General features: G+C 53.5%; 1 tRNA gene. It reads right to left on the reverse strand.

Annotation, left to right across the window (positions count from 1 at the left end):
* Positions 1–90: 90 nt before the first annotated feature.
* Positions 91–166, reverse strand: a tRNA-Ala gene (locus ACGK9R_RS17215).
* Positions 167–282: the final 116 nt, after the last annotated feature.

Raw genomic sequence — 282 nt, forward strand, 5'->3', positions numbered from 1 at the left:
TTCAATGAACAGTGATAAGCCAACGCAGGGCGTGTGTCTTATCACTGACCACGAAACGACAAACGGACGGCCGATGAGTGAGACATCAAATGGTGGAGCCAAGCGGGATCGAACCGCTGACCTCCTGCGTGCAAGGCAGGCGCTCTCCCAGCTGAGCTATGGCCCCATCTGACTGGAAAATATTCCAAGGCGATCGTTCCGGGTAATTTCATTCAGCGCAAGGCATTCGATGGCGACGCATGGCATTTCATGCGAGTCATTGAATAACGCAGCGATGGGTGA

Origin of the sequence: Halomonas sp. HNIBRBA4712 (genome assembly GCF_043558675.1) — a bacterium.
GTDB lineage: Bacteria > Pseudomonadota > Gammaproteobacteria > Pseudomonadales > Halomonadaceae > Vreelandella.